A 19157-nucleotide genomic window follows, 5' to 3' on the forward strand; every position below is an offset into this window, starting at 1 on the left:
CTCGCCTATTTCTTAAGAAGGTACGGATAGCTGTCGCGCACGGCCTTGATGGTCAGGCGAACGGCCTCGGGCAGACCGGTGTTGACGGCATCGACCGAGACGGTACGGACCGTGCCGGCAACACGGACCTTAAAGTGATCCTCGTCCACGGCCAGGAAGCCCTCGTTCTCGGAGTTCTCCATGTCCTGCTCGCTCCAGAACAGGGTGAGCTTGTCCTTGTAGGGACGACCCTCCTGGTAGGGGCAGAACACGGCGCAGTTGCCGCACTCGTTGCACATGCCATCGACATGTACCACCTGATGCTTGGCCAGGCCCGGCACCTTAATGGCAACGTTGGCGCGGTTGGGGCACACGTCGCAGCAAACCTCGCACACCGAACCGCAGCCCAGGCAGCGGGTCTTGGTGCAGTTGCGCTTGTCGCGGCACAGCGACCCCTTGCGCTCGTAGCAGGTGTCCTCGCGGCCGGCCTGCTCGTTGCAGTCGGCGTACTTGTTAAAGTCCACGCCGGCGATGGCACGGGCGACCTCGGCGGCGTCGGCAATAGCCTCGACCACGGTGGCAGGACCGCGGCGGCAGTCGCCCGCAGCCCAGACGCCCTCGACGCCGGTGGAGGTGGCGGCAAGGCGACCGCGACGGTCGTGCTCGACGCCCGCGGCATCGTACAGGCTGGCATCGATGCCCTCGCCCACGGCGCAGATCACCGTGGTGGCGGAAAGCTCGACGGTCTCGCCCGTGGCGACGGGGCTGCGACGGCCGCTTGCATCCGGCTCGCCAAGCTCCATGACGTCGCAGGTCAGCACGGCGCCGTTGAGCGCCTTGGGCGCCAGCAGCTCGCAGAACTCAACGCCGTCGGCAAGAGCAAGATCGAGCTCTTCCTCGTCGGCGGGCATCTGCTTCTTGGTACGGCGATACACCAGGCGCACGTTCTTCACGCCAGCCAGGCGCTTGGCCACGCGGGCCGCGTCCATGGCGGTGTTGCCAGCGCCAATGACCACGACGTCCTCGCCCAGCTCGAGCTTCTCGCCCTTCTTGGCGGCCTCGAGGAACTCCAGCACGTCGAGCTCGGCACCCTCGCCCAGGCCCGCAGAGCCGGGCATCCAGGCACCGGTGGCCACGACCACGTCGGTAAAGCCCTGGGCCTTGAGCTCGTCAATGGACTCCACGCGGGCGTTAAGCTGAACCTTGGCGCCAAAGGCCAGGCAGAGCTCGGCATCGTGGGAGATATCGTCGCTCGAGATGCGGAACTCGGGGATCACGTGACGGACCACGCCGCCGAGCGAATCGCGGGCCTCAAAGATGGTGACGGGCACGCCGGCACGCGTCAGGAAGAACGCCGTCGCCAGGCCGGCCGGGCCGCCGCCGATAACGGCAACGTTGCGCTCGCCGTCGTTGGCGATGGCCTGGGCGCGCAGCTTGGGCAGCACGGCGGTCATGGCCTCGCGGGCGGCCTTGAGCTTGCTGGCGCGAATCTGGGCACCCTCGGGCTCGTAAAATGCACGCTCGCAGGCACGGCCGCAGGGATGCGGGCAGATGGTGCCGGTAATGAACGGCAGGGCGTTGCGTTCGATGATGATGTTGAGTGCGTCCTCGTAGCGGCCCTCGTCAACAGCCGCCAGGTAGGCAGGAATATCCTGCTGGATGGGACAGCTCGTGCGGCACGGCGTGGTAAAGCAGTCGGAAAGCGGACTCTTGCCGGCGACCTTGCGGTCGGGCAGCGGGCGCAGCGGCTTCTTATAGAGCGGGTTGGTGAGCGAGTCGGTCTGGATCGCGGTCACGGCCTCGAGAGAGACGCCCGCGAACGGCTTGCCATCCAGGTCGGTAAACTCGCCGGCCATCTGGCTAAAGCGCTCGTAGCCACCGGGCTTGAGCACGTCGGTCGCCAGGGTAACAGGCCAAATACCGGCATCGTACAGAGCGCGGATGTTGTAGACCGTGGCACCGCCGGAGTAGCTGATGCGCAGCTTGCCATCGAACTGCTCGGTAATGCGGCGGGCGGCCTCGATGGTCAGTGAGAACAGCGAACGGCCGGACATGTACATCTCGGTGGAAGGCAGCTCGTTCCTCGTCACGTCGACGGGGAACGTGTTGGTCAGCTTGACGCCAAACTCCAGGCCGCGCTCGGCGCACAGGGCAATCAGGCGCTCGAACATGGGCACGGCGTCGGCCCACTGCAGGTCCTCGCGGAAGTGCGTATCATCAAAGACGATGTAGTCAAAGCCCAGCTCGTTCAGACGCTGGCGGGCAAACTCATAGCCCAGCAGCGTGGGGTTGCACTTGATGTAGGTGTTGAGGCCCTTCTCGGTGATGAGGTAGGTCGCGATGCGCTCGATCTCGGCGGGCGGGCAGCCATGCAGCGTGGACTCGGTGATGGAGTTGGACACGCGCGCCGGAATGGACTCGACAAACGCAGCGTCGACATGCTCAAACTTGTCCAGGTTGGCGAGTGCCCATGCGCGGCACTCGTTCCAGACGTCGGAGCCGCTGGCGTCCTTCATGCCCTCGATGTAGGCGTCGACCTTGGGGCTCTTGATGCCCTCGAGGTCATAGCCCACGGACATGTTGAAGACAAAGCCGTCCGGGCTACCCAGGCCGTACTCGCGAGCGATCAGGTGGCAGGCGAACCATGCCTTCACGTACTCGGCAAAGGCCTGCGGAACCTCGAGCTCGGTCGACCATTCGCAGTTGTAGCACTCGTCCTGCGCCACGATGCAGGGCTTGTTCACACACTTGGAGAGCTCCTCGCCGTCCATAACCTGGACGGTCTTGAGCTCAAAGAAGCGGGAACCAGCAACGTAGGAGGCCACGATGTTCTGGGCCAGCTGCGTATTGGGACCGGCGGCCGGGCCAAACGGAGTCTCGATGCGCTCGTCAAAAATGGGAAGCGCACCCTCCTGGTTGGTCGTGACCATCTTGCGCACGCCAAAGATGGCGTCCTGGGTCTTATGCTCCTCGATGATCCAGTTCATCAGCTGCGAAAACGGGATCGGCCTCATGATGTCGCTCATAGTGAGCTCCTCTCTGTAACGCCCGGCGAGACCGCGCGGCGGGCGCAAATACGGTGTAGCGCTAGCACAGCGCCGGCGACCCCGCGGAGGCCGCCTATACGCGCGTCGGATGCGGCGAAACATCCGACGCGCGCGAAACTACTTGTGAATTAGTAGGCGCGATCGTTGAGCGTGCTCCAGAGCTTCTTGGACTCAGCCATGGTCCACGCGTTGATCTTGTCCTCATCAATGCCAACGAACTCGCGATCCTTGTACAGGACGCGGCCGTTGATGATGGTAGTGCGGCAGTTTTTGCCCATCATGCCAAAGAGCATATGGCCGTCGATATTCTCCTCGCTCAGCGGCGTAAAGGGCTTGTAGTCCATGACGATGACGTCGGCGGCGGCGCCGGGCTCAAGCACGCCGAGCTTGCGATCGAAGTACTTGCTCGCCATCTTGGCGTTGTTCTCGAACAGCATCGTCATGGCCTCGCACCAGCCCACGTTGGGCATAGCGGCGTTGTGGCGCTGAATGATCAGGAAAACCTTAAGGCTCTCGAGCATATCGTGGGTGTAGGCGTCGGTGCCCATGCACACGGGGATGCCGCGGCGGAAGAATTCGAGCACGGGGGCGCAGCCCACGGCGTTGCCCATATTGGATTCGGGGTTGTTGACGAGCCAGGCGCCAGACTCCTTGACGATATCCATCTCGGCGGGCGTCACGTGGATGCAGTGGCCGAGCATGGTGTCGGGACCCAGCAGGTTGTGCTGCAGCAGGCGCTCGACGGGACTGATGCCACCGCGGTTGAGGCGGGAGTCCCACACGTCATTCATGCCCTCGCACACATGGATGTGGAAGCCGGTCAGGCCGTTGTTGGCCTCGGCCATCTTGTCCATGGTCTCGTCCGACAGCGTAAAGGTGGCGTGACCGCCAAACATGGCGGCGATCATGTGGTTGTCGTTATCGCGACGCTCCTTGGCGGCCCACTGGGCAAATTCGGCGTTCTCGGCAATGGCCTGGTCGCATTTTTCCTGGCCGCGGCGATCGGAGACCTCGTAGCACAGGCACGAACGCATGCCCAGCTCCTGAGCTGCATCCTTAATGGTAAAGAGGCTCCCCGGAATCTCGCAGAAGCTCGCGTGGTGATCGAAGATCGTGGTGACGCCATCGCGGATGGAGTCAAGAATCGTGGCATAGGCGCTGGCCTTGGTGCCGTCGAGCGTCAGGTTGTCGTCGATCTTCCACCACTGCTGCTCAAGATTCTCCAGGAAGTTGGTGGGGTTGCAGCCCTTAATGGCAAGGCCGCGGGCCAGACCCGAGTAGATGTGGGTGTGGCAGTTAATGAGTCCGGGCATGATGAGGTTGCCCTGGGCGTCGACGTACTCGGCATCCGGGTACTTGACCTTGAGCTCGCACTCGGGGCCCACTTCGACGATCGTGTCTCCGTCAATGGCGACCGCACCGTTGGGGATGAACGGGGTCTGAGCGTTGCGAGTAAAGACGGAACCGTTAGCGACCAGAAGCATGAATGCTCCCTTCAACATCAGGGGCGGGGTTTGACACCTCTGACATAGCGGAAGTGCGAAGCGCCGGCCTACACCGGAAACGGGCCCTCTCCCGTCAACGCTTCACCAAAGGGACGAACCCTTTGAAGTGCGGCTTGGCGCCGCATGACGTCGGCGGACGAGGCGATGCGTCCGCCGACGAATAGCACCGAATTGGTTACTTCTTGCTCTCGGGCAAGACCAGATCAACGGCAGCGTCCTTGGCAGCATCGATGTGCTGAGCCACGACCGGCGTCTGCGGAAGGATCAGGTTAAGGACAATGGCCATGATGGCGGTGGGGGTTACGGCATTGGAGCCGATGACGGTGGACACCCAGGCGGGCATACCCTCGCCGGCAAGGCAACCGCTGGCCATCCAGATACCCAGGCCAAAGACGACGGAGGTACCGACGATGGTGGTAGTGCGCTGCGTGAGGCCCTCGCGGGTGAACATGCGCACGCCGTTCATGGTGATGGTGCCAAAGACGCCGACGGTCGCGCCGCCGATGACGGGCTGCGGGATAGCGGAAAGGACAGCAGAGAGCTGCGGGAACAGACCGGCGATGGCAAAGACGGCCGCGATGATCACAAAGACCCACTTGTTGACGACCTTGTTGGAGCAGATGATGCCCACGTTCTGGCCAAGGGCGCTGGTGGGAAGACCGCCCAGCAGGCCGCCGACCATAGAAGTGAGGCCCTGGGACACGATGGCGCCGGAGAGCTCGCGCTCGGTGGGCATACGGTCGATGGAGCCCAGGCAGGCGGCGGAGACGTCGCCGATAACCTGGATGGCAACCATGGGGAACACGACGGCGAGGGTAATGCAGACCTCGGGATCAAACTCGAGCGCGTAGGGCATAAGCTTGGGAAGGGCGAAGACCTGAGCGGTGGCGACGCTGGAAAAGTCGATCATGCCAAAGGGGATGGAGACAATCATGCCAACGATCATGCCAAAGAACACGGATCCCAGCTTGAGCGTGCCCTTGCCAAAGTTGGCGAGCGCAAAGACCACGGCGAAGGTGATAAGAGCGACGCACCAGGCCTGCGGGGTGCCCCACAGCGGCGTACCCATACCGCCGGCCATATACTTGACGGCCGTGGGATAGAGAGAGACGCCGATGGAGAAGATGACCGTACCGGTCACGACGGGCGGGAATAGCCACTTGATCTTGCTGTAGGCCAGACCAAAAAGGACCGCGACGGCGCCGCCGACAATCTCGCCGCCCAGCAGCGCACCAAAGCTAAAGCCCGAGGCGCCCATGGCCTGCAGGGCCGGCAGGAACGCGAACGAAACGCCCATGACAATGGGCAGGCCGCCGCCGATGCGACGGAAGGGAGCGAAGGCCTGAAGGGCCGTGTCGATCGCTGAAAGAATGAGCGCGACCTGGATGATGTCGGTACTCTGCTGGCTATTAAAGCCGTAGACGCCGGCCATGATGACCGCCGGGGTAATGATGCCGGCAAACGATGCCAGTACGTGCTGAAGGGCACACGGGATCATTTCCTTAACGGGAGGCATGCCTTCGCGAGTGAACAGGGCTTCAGTGCCGTTCGTAACCATCTCCTGGGTCATTTGACCACCAATCCTCGAAGTAGTTGTTTTCGCATCTAATGCTCTATTGTGACGCAGTGCGGGGTTGAGGTTGTGCCTTCGTTGCATATCGTATTAAAGATTTTTCTCATTCTCAATAATAATTTTTTGTTATCAGACTGTTCTTGAGCTGGGATTATGCATTTCCGCAGGTCAGGAAAGTGCCTGGTCAAAATAACATCTAACTTTTCTTTTGGTCGACCGTTTACCGCCAAATTCCTACCGCTCGTCCGTATTACGCAATGTACCTGCGAATATGCGAGTCAATAGACACCGTGTTACCATGAGAAAAAATTGTTATGAACATTTCCGATTTCATCCCAAGGAGTTGCCCGTGAACGAGACCGTACGTCGCTTTTTGCCGATGGTCGATTTCCTTGAGCAGATACTCGGCAAAAACAGCGAAATCGTGCTGCACGATTTCTCGGATCCCGACCATGCCATCGTCGATATTCGCAACGGCATCGTAAGCGGCCGTAAGGTCGGCGGTCCCGCCACCGATCTGGCGCTCAAGATCATGCACGACCCCAAGTATCGCGACCTGCCGTTTATTACGGGCTACGAGGGGCGCGGTGCCGGTGGCAAGACACTGGAGTCCGCGACGTACTTTATCCGCGAGGATAACGAGATCGTCGGTATGCTCTGCGTCAACACCGACCTCTCGACCGTGCGCTCCATCAACGCTATGGCGCAGCAGCTCATGGCATGCTTCGACGCTGTGCCAAGGCAGGCGGAGCCCGCGTCTATCGAGGTTGAAAGTCTTTCGGAGTCTACACAGGAGCTCATCGACCGCAGTATTTCCGAGCTGCTCGAAAGCCGCGGGCAGGATGTCGCCTCGCTCGGGCAGGCCGATCGTGTGGACGTTATTCGCCACCTTAACGGCAACGGCGTTTTTATGCTCAAGGGCGCTGTTGCCTGCGCCGCCACCTCGCTGGGCATCTCGGAGCCCAGCGTCTACCGCTACCTGCAAAAAGTCCGCAAGGAGGGCTAACGAGCAAAATGGAGCGCGGCTCCACAAGCGATTCGTCACCTGACAAAAGACCCTGCAGCTCACACGCGCTGCAGGGTCTTTTTGCATGTCATGTTTAGTTGTGGTCAACGCCTTAGAGAGCGGCGACGACCTCGATCTCGACCAGACCGCCAGCCGGAAGAGAGGCAACCTGGAAAGCGCTGCGCGCGGGGAACGGGGCCTCGAACTTGGAGGCGTAGATCTCGTTCACGGCGGCGAAGTCGGCAATGTCAGCCAGGTAGACTGTGGTCTTGACGACATCGGCAAAGGTGGCGCCGGCAGCGGTCAGCAGGGCCTCGACGTTAGCAAGGGACTGCTTGGCCTGGGCCTCGACGCCCTCGGGCATCTTGCCAGTTGCGGGATCGATGCCCAGCTGGCCGGACAGGAACACCATGTTGCCGGTCTGGATGCCGGGGGAATACGGGCCGATGGCTGCGGGTGCGTTATCGGAAGACACGACGGTCTTGCTCATGTTTTTCTCCTTACAAGTAAAAGGGAACGGGAGCGCGGCGTTCACACCGGGAGGCACAGTTCGGTCTGAACACCGCGCTTGATTGGGATAGTACTCAAGGTGTCCGCGCGATGCAAGATTATTATCACGTTGCGAGAATATTTTATCGCCCAACGGTTTCCCCGGACCGCTGAACGGTTCTCATGTGAAGCAGCCAGTCCAAGCTGCTGAAGACTTTATCCCGCTTAGAGCACGGGCATCGCCTGCCGCGACGGCACCACTATACTTTTGATTATCTGAGCATTTTGAAAGGCAGGATATGACCGCAACCGCCAGTCGAACCACCAACCGCAGACCCGAGCTTTTGGCGCCCGCCGGAGGGCCCGAGCCCTTTGCCGCCGCACTCGCCGCCGGGGCAGACGCCATCTACTGCGGCATGGGCAGCTTCAACGCACGCCGCAAGGCAACGAACTTTACCGACGAGGCCTTTGAGCAGGCCTGCCGCGCTGCACACCTGGCCGGCTCGCGCGTCTACGTCACGGTCAACATCGTCATCAAGGAATCCGAAATGAGCGATGCACTGCAACTCATCCATCGCTGCTCCACGCTGGGCGCCGACGCCTTTATCATCCAAGACTGGGGCCTGTTCTTTGAGGTCAAGCGCGCGATGCCCGGCATCGAGACACACATCTCGACCCAGGCGAACATCCATGACGACCGCGGAACCATCTGGTGCCGCGAGCAGGGTGCCGACCGCGTGACCCTCTCGCGCGAGCTCTCCATTGACGAGATCGCCACCATCCACGATGCCGCGCCCGATGTGGACCTTGAGGTCTTTAGCCATGGCGCCATCTGCTTTTGCTACTCGGGCCTGTGCCTGCTTTCGAGCTTTGCCATGGCGGGACGATCGGCCAACCGTGGCATGTGCGCCCAGCCCTGCCGCTTGCCCTACGAGCTGATCGACGAGAACGGTCGCTCGCTCTCCCCTGCCGGTCGCGAGCGCGCGCTGTGCCCGCGTGACACCAACACCTCGCAGCTTGTTCGCCGTCTGTATGACGCCGGCGCCGCGTCGCTCAAGCTCGAGGGCCGCATGAAGGCGCCCGATTACGTGTACTCCATCGTTGATGTGTATCGTCACGAAATTGACGACATGCTATCCGGAGCCACCGTTGCCAAGGACGAGGAAGCCGCCCGCCAGCGCCAGCTCAAGCGCTGCTTTAACCGCGACTTTACGCACGCCTATCAGGACGGTACCTCGGGTGACGAGATGATGAGTTACGAGCGCTCCAACAACCGCGGCCAGATCGTGGGCACGGTGCTCGGCAGCCGCCTGGCCAACCGCGATGTGCGCGGGCTCAAGCCCGACGACCGCCGTCGCCGCGCCGCCATCGCCCGCATTGAGTTGTTTGAGCCCGTGGGCAAGGGCGACCTGCTGGAGCTTCGCCACGACGATGAGTTCGACCAGTTCCTGACCACCATCGCCGCCGATGATGCCGCTGCCGGCGATGTTATCGAGTGTCGCGTGCCCCGTAGCATGCCCGAGGGCTGCCGCGTGCGCGTGATTCGAAGCCAGCGCGCTATTGACGCTGCCAGCGCCGCGCTCAAGCGCGATGTGCTGCGCCGCCGAGCTGTTGATGTATCCGTCGTGGCGCGCCTGGGCAAGCCGTTTACCGTTACGCTCACCTGCTGCGACGACCCTTCGCTTACGGCCACGGCCACGGGCTTTACCGTCGAAGCCGCCAAGACCCGTGCGGTCGAGGCGTCCGATCTGGTTGAGCACGTCGGCCGCATGGGTTCCTCTCCCTTTGAGGCTGCGAGCTTTGAGGTGGCGCTCGATGAGGGCTGTGGCATGGGTTTCTCCGCCGTACATAAGGTGCGCGCCGCCGCTTGCAAGGCGCTGGAAGAGGCCATTCTGGCGCCGTACGCGGAGCGCGCGAAAACGCTCGAGCTGCCGGCGATTGTCACCAGTGATTCCCGCCCCGCGCCCGAGCACTACCGCGACGAGCCGCAGATCTGCGCCACCGTCACCTCGCTCGAGGCCGCCGAGGCATCGCGGGCGGAGGGTGCAACGCGCATCTACATGACCACCGACGCGCTCGATGCGGCCAAGCTCTCCCCCGCCGATACGTTTGAGCAGGGCATCGTACCCGTGCTCGATGAGGTCTGCCGCGCCGTTGACCACGTCCGCGTTGACCCATGGGTTGTTGCCGGCGCCACGGTCGCTATTGGCAACATCTCTGAGCTTGCCCTGGCCGCCCAGGTTGGCGCCACGGCCGAGATTCGCTCTTGCCTGCCGGTGCACAACACGCCCTGCATGGAGGCGCTTGCCGAGCGCGGAGCCGGTGCGTTTTGGCTCTCGCCCGAGATCACGCTCGACGAGATTATCTCGCTCGGCACCGCCGCGCCCGCGGCTCTGGGCATCACCGTCTTTGGCCGCCCGCGCGTCATGACAAGCGAGCATTGCATTCTGCAGGTTGCCAACGGCTGCATCCACGATTGTGCCAACTGCCGCCTGCGTGCCCGCAAGCTCTCGCTCAAGAATATCGACGGCAAGGTCATGCCGGTGCGTACCGACATCCACGGCCGCTCACGCCTGTACGACGCCTACCCCATCGACCTCACGCCGCAAGTTCCGCAGCTGCTCGATGCCGGCGTGCGCCGTCTTATGGTCGACGGAACCTTGCTCGAGGCCGATGAGATTGGCCGTGCCGTCGCTCGCGTCCGTCGCGCTGTCGAGGCGGCTCAAGCCGGCCGCAAGCCGGCCGCCCGCCTGCGCGGCGCCACCTCGGGCTGCATGTTTGTGGGAATTAGCTAACCGAAAGGCTTACACGTGAACGAAGAACCTCAAGTCCTCTACTGCGACGCCTGGCTCATGGCCATCGACAAGCCCGCCGGCATGATCGTCCACGGTGACGGCACCGGCGAGCGCACACTTACCGACTACGCCAGCGACCTGCTGCTGGCGATGGGCGACGGCTTTGCCGCGACCGACATGCAGCCGCTCAATCGCCTGGACCGTGACACCACCGGCGTGGTGCTGTTCTCACTCGACAAGCAGACGCAGCCCGCCTTTGACCAGATGATCATCGACCACGCGTTCGAAAAGCACTACCTGGCGCTCGCCGAGGGCAAGATCGACTGGAACGAAAAGCTCATCGACAAGCCCATCGCCCGCGACCGTCACGACAGCCGAAAGATGCGCGTCGGCGCCAGCGGCAAGCCGTCTCAAACGCGCGTGAAGGTGCTCAAGCGTCTTAAGAGCCGCCGCGGCCTGCCCACGCGCTCGTATATCGATGTCGAGCTGCTCACCGGCCGCAAGCACCAGATTCGCGTGCACCTGGCGAGCGAGCGCCATCCCCTGGTGGGCGACGACCTGTACGGGACGCCGCGTCCTTGTGGCCTGATGCTCCACGCCCACAGCGTGTCCTTTACGCATCCCGTAACCGGCGAGCACATCCACATCGAAGCCCCCTGCCCCTGGGAGCCCTAAACCACCACAAAGGGGACAAGCACCTTTTGAACTGCGTCCCGAATCTTGGCCTTCTTTATTAGAAGCGAACACTAGGACGCTTTCAATAGCCGTTTCCGAAACTCCACCGGGGTGAGGCCGCCGAGCGCCACCTGGCGACGCCTCGTGTTCCAATGCACGACGTAGGCGTCGAGGTCCCTCTTGAAGGACTCGAAGTCGGCCCACTCGACGCCCCTGAAGAACTCGTCCTTGAGATGCCCGAACACCTGCTCCGTCGCCCCGTTGTCTAGGCAGTTGCCCTTTCTCGACATGCTCTGCCTGGCGCCGTGCCTCCTGAGCTCGCCGGTCCACCTGGGGTGCTGGTACTGCCATCCCATGTCGCTGTGGACGATCGGCGAGGCCCCGGCCGGCATCCTCGCGAACAGGCGCCTGAGCACCTCCTCCTGCTGGGCCATGTCCGGGCTCGTCGACACCGACCAGGAGACGATCTCCTTCGTGCAGAAGTCGTAGGCCGGGGCGAAGTACGCCTTGCCCCAGGGCTGCCTGAATTCCGTGACGTCGGTCCCGAGCTTCTCCCACGGGGCGCCCGCGCGAAAGTCACGCGCTATCAGGTTGTCGAATCTCTCGCCGACCGGGCCGCGGTAGGAGTTGTAGCGATGGTAGTCGGTCTCCCGGCGGATGCCGCAGCGGATGCCGAGCTCCCGCATCATCTTGAGGACCGTCTTGTCCGCTATCCTCGCGCCCAGCTCGGCCCTCAGGCACATCGCTATCTGGCGGTGGCCGCACCCGTTCGCCGTCCTCGAGAAGATCTCGCGCACGGCCTCCCGGAGCTCTGGCCGGGTCGCTCTCGGCGGGTGCGCTACGGCATAGTGGTAGCTCGACGGCGCGAGCCGCGCGGCCGCGAGCAGGTCGCATAGGCGGTGGTGCCCTGAAAGGGAGGCTACGACCTGGGCTTTCTCCCAGTTTGAGAGCTCTTCTCCGCTTTCAGGGCTATCGATTTTTTTAGATACGCCACCTGGGCCTCGAGTTTGCGCACGCGCTCCTCGAGCTCCCGCTCGCGCGTCCGCCCCCCGGGGCCCTCCGGCCTGCCGCGGCGTCCCGGCTCGAGCGCCTCCGGCCCGCCCTCGCGGTACAGCCTGCACCAGCGGTCGAGCGATGTGGCGGCGGCGATGCCGAAGCGGGCCATCGCCTCCAGACCGCGGCATCCCCTCGTCCACGACGGCCCTCGCGACGGCTAGCTTGGTCTCCATGTCGTAGGTCCTGCGGCTCTCGCCCATCCCGATCAGCCCCTTCCTCCCGGTTGCCCGGTACGCGTAGAGCCATTTTCTCACCGCCGGGGCGGGAACGTCGAGCTTCTTGGCCGCGAGTTCGAAGCCGAGGCCGGCCTCGAACAGGTCGGCGGCGCGTGCCCTCATCTCGCGACCGTATCTTGCCTTCTTCCTGCGGGGCATTTCCGATGCCTCCCTTTTAATATGAGCAGGACATTGTCAAGAGGCAAAATCGGGCCTGGCCCCAACGATATGGGGTCAGGCCCTCTCCCTATATCAACCCGTCCGCGGCGACCTCGGCGTGTCTTACCGACGCTCGTCTTTGCAGTTTAATATCCGCCCGTGGCGATCTCTCGCTGGGCAATCCGTTGCTACGGCTGAGGCTTCTACGTCGAACCGACAGTCTGTGCACGCGTGTGGCGCCCTGGGCGCTCGCAGAAAAGGGACCTGAGGTTCGCCTCAACGGCTTCGGATCGAACCGCTTCCGGGGTGACTGGCTTATGTGCGGGGGACCGCCCCCCTACGCCTCCTCGGCCATGAGGCCGACCGCCCACACCCAGCAGGCGAGCTCGCGCGCCGTGGCGACGTTCGCCTTGTGTTAGCGCTAATCTAAAACCAACCACTTTCGCAAACGTATCCCGCCGAATGCGCCAACGCGCTTTCGCCAACCCCGCTAACGTACTTTCACCAACTGCGCAAACGGAACTATGCTCCGATCGGGTATCCGACCCGGGAGGAGCGGGATATGGAGCGAAACGTAATGGGAGAGCTCAACGTCTACAGGGAGTCCGGCGCCAAGCCGAACTTCAGCGAGATCGCGAGGAGGCACGGCATGGACCGGCACACGGTCGCCAAGTACTGGAGGGAGGGCGAGGCCGCCGTCGACGGGAGGTCCGCGAGGGGCAGCGCCTTCGATCCGCTCGAGGAGGAGATCCGCGCGAAGGCCCAGCTGCCAGGGATGACCAAGATGGCCGTCTACGCGTTCCTGCGCGAGGGCCGCGGGGAGGGGCTGCCCGGGTACGGCGCCTTCACGGCGTGGTGCCGGGCGCGCGACGTGCCCTTCGGGGGCGGGGGCGGCCGCGAGCCGCACCCGCGGTTCGAGACGCCCCCGGGCAGGCAGCTGCAGTTCGACTGGAAGGAGGGCATGAGGCTCGTCGACTCGGAGGGCGAGGTCTTCGAGTTCAGCGTGTTCACCGCCACGCTCGGCTACTCCAGGAAGCACCGGTTCATCCCGGTCAGGAGCCGCACGCTCGACGACCTGCTGTCCTGCCTGCTCGCCACCTTCACCCGCCTCGGCGGCGTCCCGGAGGAATGCATCACGGACAACATGTCGTGCCTGGTGACCGTCTCGGGCCGCAGGAGAACCAGGCAGGAGAGGGCGTGGCGGTTCGCGCGGGAGGCCGGCTTCGAGCTCAGGCTCTGCGCGCCGCGCCCGCCGCAGACCAAGGGCAAGGACGAGTCGGCCAACCGCTTTCTGAACCGCCTGCTCGCCTACGGCGGCGAGTTCACCGGGTGGGGCGGCCTCGCCGAGGCGGTTGCCCGGGTCGAGGCCCAGGCCAACTCGGAGCCGAACCGCACCACCGGCCTGCCGCCCGACGCGCTGTTCATGCGGGAGAAGGAGAGCCTGCGTCCCATCGGGAACCTCCGGCTCCTCGAGTCGATGGTGGGCGACGTGAGCGTCCAGACCGTCCCGCCGACCATGCTCGTCAGGGCCGCCGGCAGGGAGTGGTCCGTGCCCAGGCGCTGCATCGGCCGGCGCGTGAGCGTCATAGCGATGCCCGGCGGTCAGGTCGTGGTGAGGATGGCCGGCGAGGAGGTCGCCGTCCACGACGCCGCCTCCGGGCCGGCGAGGCCGATCAACTACGACCCCGACCACTATGGGCAGGCCCTCGAGGGGAAGCGGGGCCTGGCCGACGCGGACATCGCCGAGGCCGCGCGCGCCAACCTCGCGCTGCTCGACTCGCTCGGAGGGGCGTGATGGGTGCCGTCGCGGAGGGCAGCCCCTCGATCAGGGCGCAGGCGAACCTGTCGGCGCTCGGGCTGCACGAGATGGCGGCGTCCCTGCCCGACTACGTGAGGATGGTCGCCGCGGGCGAGCGGGGCTTCGCCTCCGCCCTCGAGGAGATGACGCGCGTCGAGGTCGCCGCCCGGGAGGTCAGGATCACCAACCAGCGCATACGGTCGTCGGGGTTCCCCTACGTCAAGGGGCTGGCCGACTTCGACTGGGACTTCCAGCCGTCGGTCCCGCGCGCCGAGATCGAGGAGCTCGCGACCCTCAGGTTCGTCGAGCGGGCCGAGAACGTCCTGCTCGTGGGGAGCCCCGGCGTGGGCAAGACGCACCTCGCCGTCGCGCTGGGCATCGAGGCGGTCAGGGCGGGGCGCGAGGTCAGGTTCGTGGACTGCGCCCGGCTCGTGGAGGACCTCGAGGACGCCTCGTCGCGCGGCATCCTCAAGAAGAGGCTCAAGTACTACGCCCACTCGAGGCTGCTGATCATCGACGAGCTCGGCTACCTCGACGTCGGCAGCGCGGGCGCGGACCTGCTGTTCCAGCTGATATCGACGCGCTACGAGCAGCGCTCGACGATCATCACCACCAACGTGGGGATAAGCGGCTGGGGCCGGGTGTTCGGGGACGACGTGGCGGCGAGCGCGATCGCGGACAGGGTGTGCCACCACTGCCACCTGGTCAAGATAACGGGCAGGTCCTACAGGCTGAAGGACCTGCCGAGGGACGGACCCGTCAAGGCGTGACCGGAATCGGTGAAAATACGTTAGCGCAAGCGGTGAATCCGCCTTTGCGCGAACGGCGCGTTTGATTAGCAAAACTGGTGAAAAATAGATTGACGCTAACACCTTGCTGCCGTGGACCCCGCGCGCGAGCAGCGCCTCCCGCCTCTCGACCAGCCTCCGCACGCCCTTGGCGGCATGCCTCCGGGCGCCCCGGTCCGGGGCCTGGCCCTTGGCGAGGTCCTTCGGCCGCCCCGAGCACGTCAGGTAGTGCCACGCGGCCTCGACCAGCGTCTTCCTCAGGTGCTTGTTGCCGGCCTTGGTGATCGCGCCCCTGCGGTCGCTCTCCCCGCTGGAGTGCTCGGAGGGCGTCAGGCCGACCCACGCGGCGAACGAGCGGGCGTTCCTGAACCTGGAGAACTCGCCGGCCTCGAACACGAGGTCGGCGGCGGAAGCGGTGTCGACGCCCTTGAGGCAGCGCAGGGAGTCGACCCTCCTCCTCCACCTGGGCTTGCGGGCCTCGCCCTCGACGAGCCCCTCGAGCCTCGCCTTCTCCTCCGCCGCCCGCCTGACCGCGTCGACGTAGTAGGCGAGCACCTCCTCGTCGGCCCCCTCCGCGAACCTAATCGACTCGATCCAGGACCAGTGCGCCCGGGTCCAGTTGCCCTTCCTGCGGCCGGTGGGCGTCCTCTCGTCGAAGACGAGCCCGTGCCTTAGCAGGAACTTGGAGAGCCGCTGCTTCGAGCGCGAGAGGTCGTCCCTCGCGTCCTCGAGCGCCCTGGTCAGGTCGCGGGCGGCCTCGCACTCGTCGTCGGGGACCCACACCTCGACCACGTTGCCGACCGACAGCATGCGGGCGAGGAACTCGGCGTCGTTGCGGTCGTTCTTCCTGCGCCTGTCCGCGCTGGGCTTGATCATCTTCGAGACGGCGCCGACCACGCAGTCGACCCCCAGGCCGGAGAGCCTCTTCTGCAGGTCGAAGCCCGTGACCCCGGACTCGTACACGCACCTGGCCCCGGGGTCCACGGAGCGGACCCACTCCGCGACGGCGCCGGCGTCGTAGCCGAAGGTCGCGGCGCGCACCTCCCCGGTCATGACGTCGAGGGAGACGGCCTTTATCGAGCGGGCGTGGACGTCGAGGCCGACGAAGGTGGTAGTATCGAGCATGGGAGCCCCTTCCATGAATGCGGCGTGGCCGCCGCGGCTGAATTAGACACTCACCATTGTCGGCCTAATCCGCGGTCCTTCATGCAGCAGGGGCTCTCAATGTTTTATGTCCTGCTCATATCGTCTCTCGAACCTTAATTTCAAAGTCCAAGAAATGGGATGCAGTTCATTTGTGGTGGTTTTGCCGCGATGGCTCTGCCGGATTCCCAAACATCTCGATCTGTAACAGCTAAAGCCCATTTTGCGGTCTATCTGTTACAGATCGAGACATTCGAATCCCCTCAAGGGAATAATCTCAATCTGTAACAGTAACTCGGCAAAATCAGTCCCAGATGTTACAGATTGAGACAAAGGGACGGCGCGGTTCGTAAGTATCTCGATCTGTAACACCTAGCCCACTTTTAACGGTCCAGTTGTTACAGACTTAGACAAACCGGCAGACAACGAAAGCGGCGACGCCCGTGATGGACGTTGCCGCTTTTCTATTGAGAAAACTACTCGGTTTTCGTTACTAACCACCACAATGGGGACAGGCACCTTTGTGGTGGTTTTGGCCTTGCCCCGCCGCTAGACCGTGATGACGTTGTCCATTGCCCGGTACTTGGCAGGGACATCGCCTGCGGTAATAATCGTTGCGTCACGGAAGTCCGCGAACTTGACGGGCGCCACCATGCCAAATTTGCTGGCATCCGAGATTACGAAGCGTTTGGCCGTATGGCGCATCGAGATGCGCTTGACCTGTGCCTCCTCGATATCGGGCGTCGTAAAGCCCTGCTCGGCAGCAATGCCGTTGGAACCCCAAAAGCCGCAGTTGAAGTTGTAGCGGTCTAGAGTTGCCAAGGCATCGGGGCCAACGAGCGCCTCAGTCTCGGGCTTGAGCTCGCCACCCAGCACAACGGTGCGCATACCGCGCAGGGCGAGATGCTGGGCATGGAGCACAGAATCGGTCACATAGGTGACGCCGTCGAGATGCGGAAGATGCTCGATGAGCTTGAGGGTCGTGGAGCCCGAATCGATATACACAAAGCTATCGGGCTCCACCAGGGCCGCGGCGCGGGCGCAGATGCGCTCCTTGTCATCGTTATGGAGATCACTGCGCTCGCTGATCGTCAGGTCGCGCGTCACGTGCGCGCGCTCCAGACTCGTCGCGCCTCCGTGCACCTTGGCGATACGGTGCGCGCGGTCGAGCGTCTGCAGATCACGGCGAATGGTGGACGGTGTCACGCCCAGGGCCTCGGCAAGCTCCGGCACGGTAACCGAGCCGGTCTGCTGCACCATCGACACGATCGCGTTGAGCCTATCTTCCGCAAGCATCGCTTACTCCTCCTCGGGGTACACGACTCCCCAATCGACGCGGAGCTTGGTCATCAGCTCCATAACATCAGAAGCATAGCCCAGAAGTTCGCGCTTCGAATCATCGCCAGCAACGGCCTTCTCCAGGTCGGCCATCTCGTAGCACAGCGCGTAGGCCTCGGTGCCAGCGTGGACCTCCTCACGGTGACCGTCCGCAGTCCACACGACGGTCGCATGGTCTGCACGCGGATACTCGTTGACCTCGATATAGCACTTATCGAAGCTGATGACCGAGCGTTTGGGCTGCTTGGAGTGGAGCGTAAGGCTCACGACGCCCAGCTGTTGCTCGGCATTACGGCAGACAATGCCACCCGCGACGTCAACGCCAGTCTCGCAGGTATTGCCCAGAGACACGACCTCGGCGGGTTGGCTGGCCATAAACAGGCGCATGACGGACAGGGCATACACGCCGATATCGAGCATGGCGCCGCCGGCAAGACTACGGTTGTAGAAGCGGTTAGTCAGGTCGCCGTACTCCTTATAGCTGCCAAAGTTGAGCTGGACGAGGTTCATGTGGCCAAAGTCACCCGCATCCATACGGCGGCGCAGCTCCTGATACAGCGGCATGTGGAGCACCGTGGTGGCATCCATAAGGACCACGTTGTGCTCGTCGGCGATGGCACGGGCCTCGTCGAGCTCGGCGGAGTTGAGGGTAATGGCCTTCTCGCAGAGCACATGCTTGCCGGCGGCCAGCGCGGCACGCAGATAGGTAATATGCGTGTTGTGCGGCGTGGTGATATAGACGGCATCGATGTCCGGATCGGCGTAGAGGTCCTCAACCGTCTCATACACCTTCTCGACACCATACCGCTCGGCAAAAGCCTGGGCCTTGGACAGCGTACGGTTGGCGACACCCGCGAGCTTGCGACCGGCCAGAGCGAGGGACTGGGCCATCTGGTTGGCGATAACACCGCAACCGATCACAGCCCAACGAAGCTCGGGAGCCGTAAAGATGTCCTCGGGGAACGGCTTGTCCTGGACCGAAGCGAATGCTGCCTTGGCGGCTGCCGCGGCGTCGAGTGGAACCTGCTTGGAATCTGCCATATGTGCCTCCTGGGTCATGGAGCGTCTAACATTTCTGCCGTCTCTATATTCGCACAAACACGCGCTTCTGTGCGCGTTTTTGCGTATCTCACCGCTAAACGGTCATTATTATCCCGAAAACGGCGCATCTATACGCATATTCACGCAATCCCACGCACGCAAATACGCACAAATGCGAACCGGTCATTGCTCAGAGACAGCGGCTTATGCTTAGAACTCAAAAGACAGGATGATCCGCTTCGCCTCGTCGCTCATGGCGCGCTGCAGCTCTAAGGACCGTCCCAAACTGCCGACAGAAAAGGAACGTTCCAAACTGCAGACAGAAAAAGAACGTCCCCAGGCGCCGGCATTTCAAGAGTACTCATTTAAGTCTGTCCCCAATGAGTGGGAGTAATCAGAGACCCTTTGCGAAGGAGGCCGGACGTGGCCTTCCTCGTTTTTATTCATGGACTTTAGTCCGTGCCGCGCGGCACGCGCGGCATAGAAAGCCACCCGCTCAGCGGGTGGAGGCCAATTTCCGCTACGCGACAAAAACCTTCCCCCTAGCATG

13 protein-coding genes and 1 pseudogene are annotated in these 19157 nt (G+C 63.3%); 5 read left to right on the forward strand and 9 right to left on the reverse strand.

Features of this window, described 5'->3' with window-relative positions; translation table 11 throughout:
- Window positions 1–5: 5 nt before the first annotated feature.
- The 3 genes from ygfK to DW233_RS01050 form a co-directional block, all read right to left on the reverse strand.
- Window positions 6–3005, reverse strand: a complete 3000-nt coding sequence (gene ygfK / locus DW233_RS01040) for a putative selenate reductase subunit YgfK (protein ID WP_118266271.1) — start codon at window positions 3003–3005, stop codon at window positions 6–8.
- A 149-nt stretch (window positions 3006–3154) separates the two neighbouring features.
- Window positions 3155–4510, reverse strand: a complete 1356-nt coding sequence (gene ssnA / locus DW233_RS01045; RefSeq protein ID WP_118266273.1) for a putative aminohydrolase SsnA — start codon at window positions 4508–4510, stop codon at window positions 3155–3157.
- Between the two features lie 196 nt (window positions 4511–4706).
- Window positions 4707–6101 (reverse strand): uracil-xanthine permease family protein, encoded by a 1395-nt coding sequence (locus DW233_RS01050; RefSeq protein WP_118266275.1) that lies wholly within the window; start codon window positions 6099–6101, stop codon window positions 4707–4709.
- 352 nt (window positions 6102–6453) lie between these two features.
- Here DW233_RS01050 and DW233_RS01055 point away from each other — a divergent pair, with 352 nt between their 5' ends.
- A complete protein-coding gene (locus DW233_RS01055) occupies window positions 6454–7110 on the forward strand; it encodes a transcriptional regulator (RefSeq protein ID WP_233547893.1) in 657 nt (218 codons plus the stop codon).
- 112 nt (window positions 7111–7222) lie between these two features.
- On the opposite strand, the gene DW233_RS01060 is transcribed toward DW233_RS01055, so the two are convergent.
- Window positions 7223–7600, reverse strand: coding sequence for a RidA family protein (locus DW233_RS01060; RefSeq protein ID WP_117583058.1), 378 nt, complete (start codon window positions 7598–7600; stop codon window positions 7223–7225).
- A 298-nt stretch (window positions 7601–7898) separates the two neighbouring features.
- Between DW233_RS01060 and DW233_RS01065 the strand changes: the two genes are divergently transcribed.
- Together DW233_RS01065 and DW233_RS01070 are read left to right on the forward strand one after the other, a co-directional pair.
- Window positions 7899–10394 carry a U32 family peptidase gene (locus tag DW233_RS01065; protein ID WP_118266277.1) on the forward strand — a complete coding sequence of 832 codons (2496 nt, stop codon included), beginning with the start codon at window positions 7899–7901 and terminating at the stop codon, window positions 10392–10394.
- A 15-nt stretch (window positions 10395–10409) separates the two neighbouring features.
- Entirely contained in the window at window positions 10410–11069 is a 660-nt protein-coding gene (locus DW233_RS01070) for an RluA family pseudouridine synthase (RefSeq protein WP_231501551.1), read from the forward strand.
- 71 nt (window positions 11070–11140) lie between these two features.
- Here the strand turns inward: DW233_RS01070 and DW233_RS01075 are convergent, their stop codons facing one another.
- Window positions 11141–12046 carry an IS3 family transposase gene (locus tag DW233_RS01075; protein ID WP_118266336.1) on the reverse strand — a complete coding sequence of 302 codons (906 nt, stop codon included), beginning with the start codon at window positions 12044–12046 and terminating at the stop codon, window positions 11141–11143.
- Window positions 11989–12234, reverse strand: coding sequence for a helix-turn-helix domain-containing protein (locus DW233_RS10410; protein ID WP_233547894.1), 246 nt, complete (start codon window positions 12232–12234; stop codon window positions 11989–11991). Before DW233_RS10410 ends, DW233_RS01075 begins: the two co-directional genes overlap by 58 nt.
- Before the next feature lie 827 nt (window positions 12235–13061).
- Between DW233_RS10410 and istA the strand changes: the two genes are divergently transcribed.
- Together istA and istB are read left to right on the forward strand one after the other, a co-directional pair.
- Window positions 13062–14294 carry an IS21 family transposase gene (istA, locus tag DW233_RS01085; protein WP_118266279.1) on the forward strand — a complete coding sequence of 411 codons (1233 nt, stop codon included), beginning with the start codon at window positions 13062–13064 and terminating at the stop codon, window positions 14292–14294.
- Between the two features lie 101 nt (window positions 14295–14395).
- Window positions 14396–15067: an IS21-like element helper ATPase IstB gene (gene istB, locus DW233_RS01090; RefSeq protein ID WP_233547896.1), complete on the forward strand. Its 672-nt coding sequence runs from the start codon at window positions 14396–14398 to the stop codon at window positions 15065–15067.
- Window positions 15068–15244: 177 nt separating this feature from the next.
- Here the strand turns inward: istB and DW233_RS01095 are convergent.
- The 3 genes and pseudogenes from DW233_RS01095 to DW233_RS01105 form a co-directional block, all read right to left on the reverse strand.
- Window positions 15245–16225: pseudogene (locus DW233_RS01095) on the reverse strand (IS110 family transposase); the annotation flags it as partial.
- Between the two features lie 552 nt (window positions 16226–16777).
- Window positions 16778–17524, reverse strand: coding sequence for a DeoR/GlpR family DNA-binding transcription regulator (locus DW233_RS01100; protein ID WP_118266280.1), 747 nt, complete (start codon window positions 17522–17524; stop codon window positions 16778–16780).
- A gap of 3 nt (window positions 17525–17527) precedes the next feature.
- A complete protein-coding gene (locus DW233_RS01105; RefSeq protein WP_118266282.1) occupies window positions 17528–18607 on the reverse strand; it encodes a Gfo/Idh/MocA family protein in 1080 nt (359 codons plus the stop codon).
- Between the last annotated feature and the right edge of the window lie 550 nt (window positions 18608–19157).

Source organism: Collinsella sp. AM20-15AC (genome assembly GCF_003471405.1).
In the GTDB taxonomy this organism is placed as follows: Bacteria; Actinomycetota; Coriobacteriia; order Coriobacteriales; family Coriobacteriaceae; genus Collinsella.